This is a genomic window from Brevundimonas sp., assembly GCF_018608325.1.
Classification (GTDB): domain Bacteria; phylum Pseudomonadota; class Alphaproteobacteria; order Caulobacterales; family Caulobacteraceae; genus Brevundimonas.
The window spans coordinates 1-3,190 of sequence record NZ_JABAZW010000106.1 but is presented as its reverse complement, the minus strand read 5'-3'; the positions used below and the strand labels follow the sequence as shown (position 1 = coordinate 3,190).

General features: G+C 66.0%; 3 protein-coding genes. 2 read left to right on the top strand and 1 reads right to left on the bottom strand.

What is annotated here, in order from left to right:
- Positions 1 to 526 (bottom strand): tetrahydrofolate dehydrogenase/cyclohydrolase catalytic domain-containing protein (locus tag QZ281_RS10805; RefSeq protein ID WP_292228244.1); only part of this gene is annotated, 526 nt, incomplete at its 3' end.
- A gap of 94 nt (positions 527 to 620) precedes the next feature.
- Between QZ281_RS10805 and QZ281_RS10800 the strand changes: the two genes are divergently transcribed.
- Together QZ281_RS10800 and QZ281_RS10795 are read left to right on the top strand one after the other, a co-directional pair.
- The gene (locus tag QZ281_RS10800) at positions 621 to 2,486 is read left to right on the top strand and encodes a PPC domain-containing protein (RefSeq protein ID WP_292228242.1); all 1,866 of its coding nucleotides are present in this window, start codon (positions 621 to 623) and stop codon (positions 2,484 to 2,486) included.
- Between the two features lie 20 nt (positions 2,487 to 2,506).
- On the top strand, positions 2,507 to 3,190 hold a 684-nt coding region (locus tag QZ281_RS10795), incomplete at its 3' end, for an alpha-hydroxy-acid oxidizing protein (RefSeq protein ID WP_292228240.1).

Genomic DNA, 3,190 nt, shown 5'->3' with positions numbered 1-3,190 from the left:
CGATGTTGGAGCGGCCGACGATCACAGCATTCAGGCCGGTCAGGTCGCCCAACTGGTCCTTCAGCATCATCAGCGAGCCCAGCGGGGTGCAGGGCACCATGCCGGGCAGGCCGACCGCCAGACGCCCGGCGTTGACGACGTGGAAACCGTCCACATCCTTGTCCGGCGAGATGGCGTCCAGAACCGCAGCGGAATCGATGGCCTTGGGCAGGGGCAGTTGAACCAGAATGCCGTGAATGCCGGCATCGGCGTTCAGGGTCGCGATCAGGGCCAGCAGTTCATCCTGGGTCGTGGTGTCGGGCAGGCGGTGCGTGTCGGAACGCATCCCGGCCTTAACCGTCGTTTCGCCCTTGTTGCGGACATAGAGCTGGCTGGCCGGGTCCTCGCCCACAATGACCACGGCCAGGCCGGGTTTGACCCCATGCTCGGCTTCAAGCTTGGCCGCAGCGGCGGCGACGCGATCCACCAGGGCGGCGGAAAAAGCTTTGCCGTCAATCAGGTGCGCGCTGGAGGGCTGTGCCGACATAAGTTCACTACCGTGGGAGGAAATTCAGGATGGCGGCGATTTACAGGCGTCTCGGTTCGTCGTCTATGATCGGCCGAACCCTACGGAGGATTTCATGAAGCGTCCGAGCCTTGTTGTCGCTGTCAGCGCACTGGCCCTGGTTTTGGCGGCGGGACCGTCACTGGCTCAGGAAGCAGCGTCGATACGGATCGGCGGCACAGTCGAAGGGGCGCTGACGTCCAGCGACCGCAAGGGGCCGCGCAACGGCTACGTCTATGATGACTATCGTTTCCAGGCCCGCGCGGGGCAGCCGTTGGAGGCCATCCTGCGCTCCAGCGATTTCGACGCCTATCTGGCCCTCTACGCCGAGGGATCGACCACGCCCCTGGTCGAGGATGACGACGGTCTGGGCGAGGGCAGCGACGCGCGCCTGCGCTACACGCCGGAAACGGACGGGGTCTATATTCTGCGGGCGCGCACCTACAGCGGCCTGGACGGCGGCGACTACCGCCTGTCCTTGACCGAGCGTCCGCGTGCGCCTCGCGGGCCGCGTCCGACGCCCATTCGCCTGGGTTCGACCATCAGCGGCGACCTGAGTTCACGCGATCCAGAGAGTGACGACGGCGGGCGTTACAAGGCCTATTCGTTCCGCGCCGCTGCGGGCCAACGCTTCACCATCACCCAGGATTCGGACGCCTTCGATTCGGTGGTTCTGGTCGGGCGGATGAACGGGCCGGACTTCATCGAGATGGGGCGGAACGACGACGGCCCAGACGGCGGCCTGAACTCGCGCCTGACCTTCACGGCGCCGAACGCAGGCGAATACATCATTCGCGCGACCTCATTCTCAAGCGGCACTGGGCGGTTCACGGTCGGTCTGGCGGAGGCCCCGCCCGCACCGCCGTCCAATCCCATCGCCGTCGGCGACAAGGTCGACGGCACGCTGAACCGCTCCAGCCCGACGAACGACAACGGCCGCCGTGTCGAGACCTATCGTTTCACCGGGACCAACGGCCAGCGCATCGCCGCCGACCTGAAATCCAAGGATTTCGACGCCTATCTGACCCTGCGTCGCGCATCGGACAATACGGTTCTGGCCGAGAACGACGACGGCGGCAGCGGCACGGATTCACGCCTCGCCTATACGCTGGCTGCGGACGGCGATTACATTCTGGAGGCGCGGGCGTTCAGCGCCGACAGCGACGGCAAGTTCACGCTGGAACTGTCTGAAACCGCGCCGCCGCCTCCACCGACCGAGGCCGTCTTCGGTCAGACCATCGAGGGCGAACTGCTGGAAGACGGACCGCAGAGCGACAGCGGCAAACGCTACACCGACTATGTCTTCACCGGCACGGAAGGCCAGCGCATCCAGGCCGTCCTGCGCTCCGGGGATTTCGACGCCTATCTGGAGATCGGTTCGGCGGACGGAGAGTTCAGCGCCGACGTCAGCGATGACGACGGGCTGGGCGAGGGGACGGACGCACGTCTGATCTACACCCTGCCGGCGGATGGCCAGTATATCGTGCGGGCCACCTCCTATTCGTCGGACAGCAAGGGTTTGTACTCGCTGGAATTGTCGGACCGCGGGCCAGAGCCCAAGCCCGGCAGCCTGCTGATCGGGGCTACGGCGCGCGGCACCCTGACGGACAAGGATGAACTGTCGGACGAGGGCGCCTATTACGACGCCTATCGCTTCCAGGCGAAGAAGGACGACAAGCTGCGGATCACCATGGTGTCCAACGCCTTTGATTCCTACATCGACCTGGGCGAGGACGGCGACAGCTTCTCCAGCATCGCCCATGATGACGACGGCCTGTCCGACATGCATGCGCGGCTGGACTGGACCGCGCCCAGCGATGGTTGGTACGTCATCCGCGCCCGCGCCTACGGCCCCAACCAGACAGGGGCCTACGCCCTGACGCTGGAGCGCCAACCCGTCAGCACACCGCGTGAAAACTCGCCCGCCGCACGGGAGCCATGATCGACGTCTAATCGGCCTGGATGACTGGCTTTCCGTCATCCGGCCGCAAGGACCAGCATCTCGACGTGGTGTTGTCTGGTCGTGGGCGTCATGCGCGCGACGCGGGCTTCGACACGATCCGCTTCGTCCATGAGGCTTTGCCTGATCTGGATCACGACAAGATCGACCTGGGCGCGGACTTTCTCGGCCGACGGCTGAAGGCGCCCTTGCTGATCAGTTCAATGACGGGCGGACCGTCAAGGGCCGAAGGCATCAACGCCCGCCTGGCCGAAGCGGCCCAGCATCTGGGCATCGCCCTGGCCGTCGGCTCTCAGCGCACGGCAATTGAGGACGCGGCGACCGGCGGTCTGGACATGGCCATGCGCAACCGGGCGCCGGACACCTTTATCCTGTCCAACATCGGCGCGGCGCAACTGACGCGTGGCTTTGGCGTCGATGAGGCGCGGCGCGCGGTCGAGATGATCGGCGCGGACGCCCTGATCGTTCATCTGAACCCCTTGCAGGAAGCCTGTCAGCCCGAGGGCGACCGTGACTGGTGGGGTGTCGGCGCGGCGCTGGAAGCCCTGATCCTGAAGCTGGAGGTGCCGGTGGTGGTCAAGGAAACCGGCGCTGGTCTGTCGGGCCGCACCGCGCGTCGCCTGATGGACATGGGCGCCGCCGCTGTGGATGTGGCGGGCGCAGGCGGGGCTAACTGGGGCCTGATC

Coding starts and splice junctions, on each gene's coding strand:
- QZ281_RS10800 (WP_292228242.1), top strand. CDS start 621: ATGAAGCGTCCGAGCCTTGTTGTCGCTGTCAGCGCACTGGCCCTGGTT.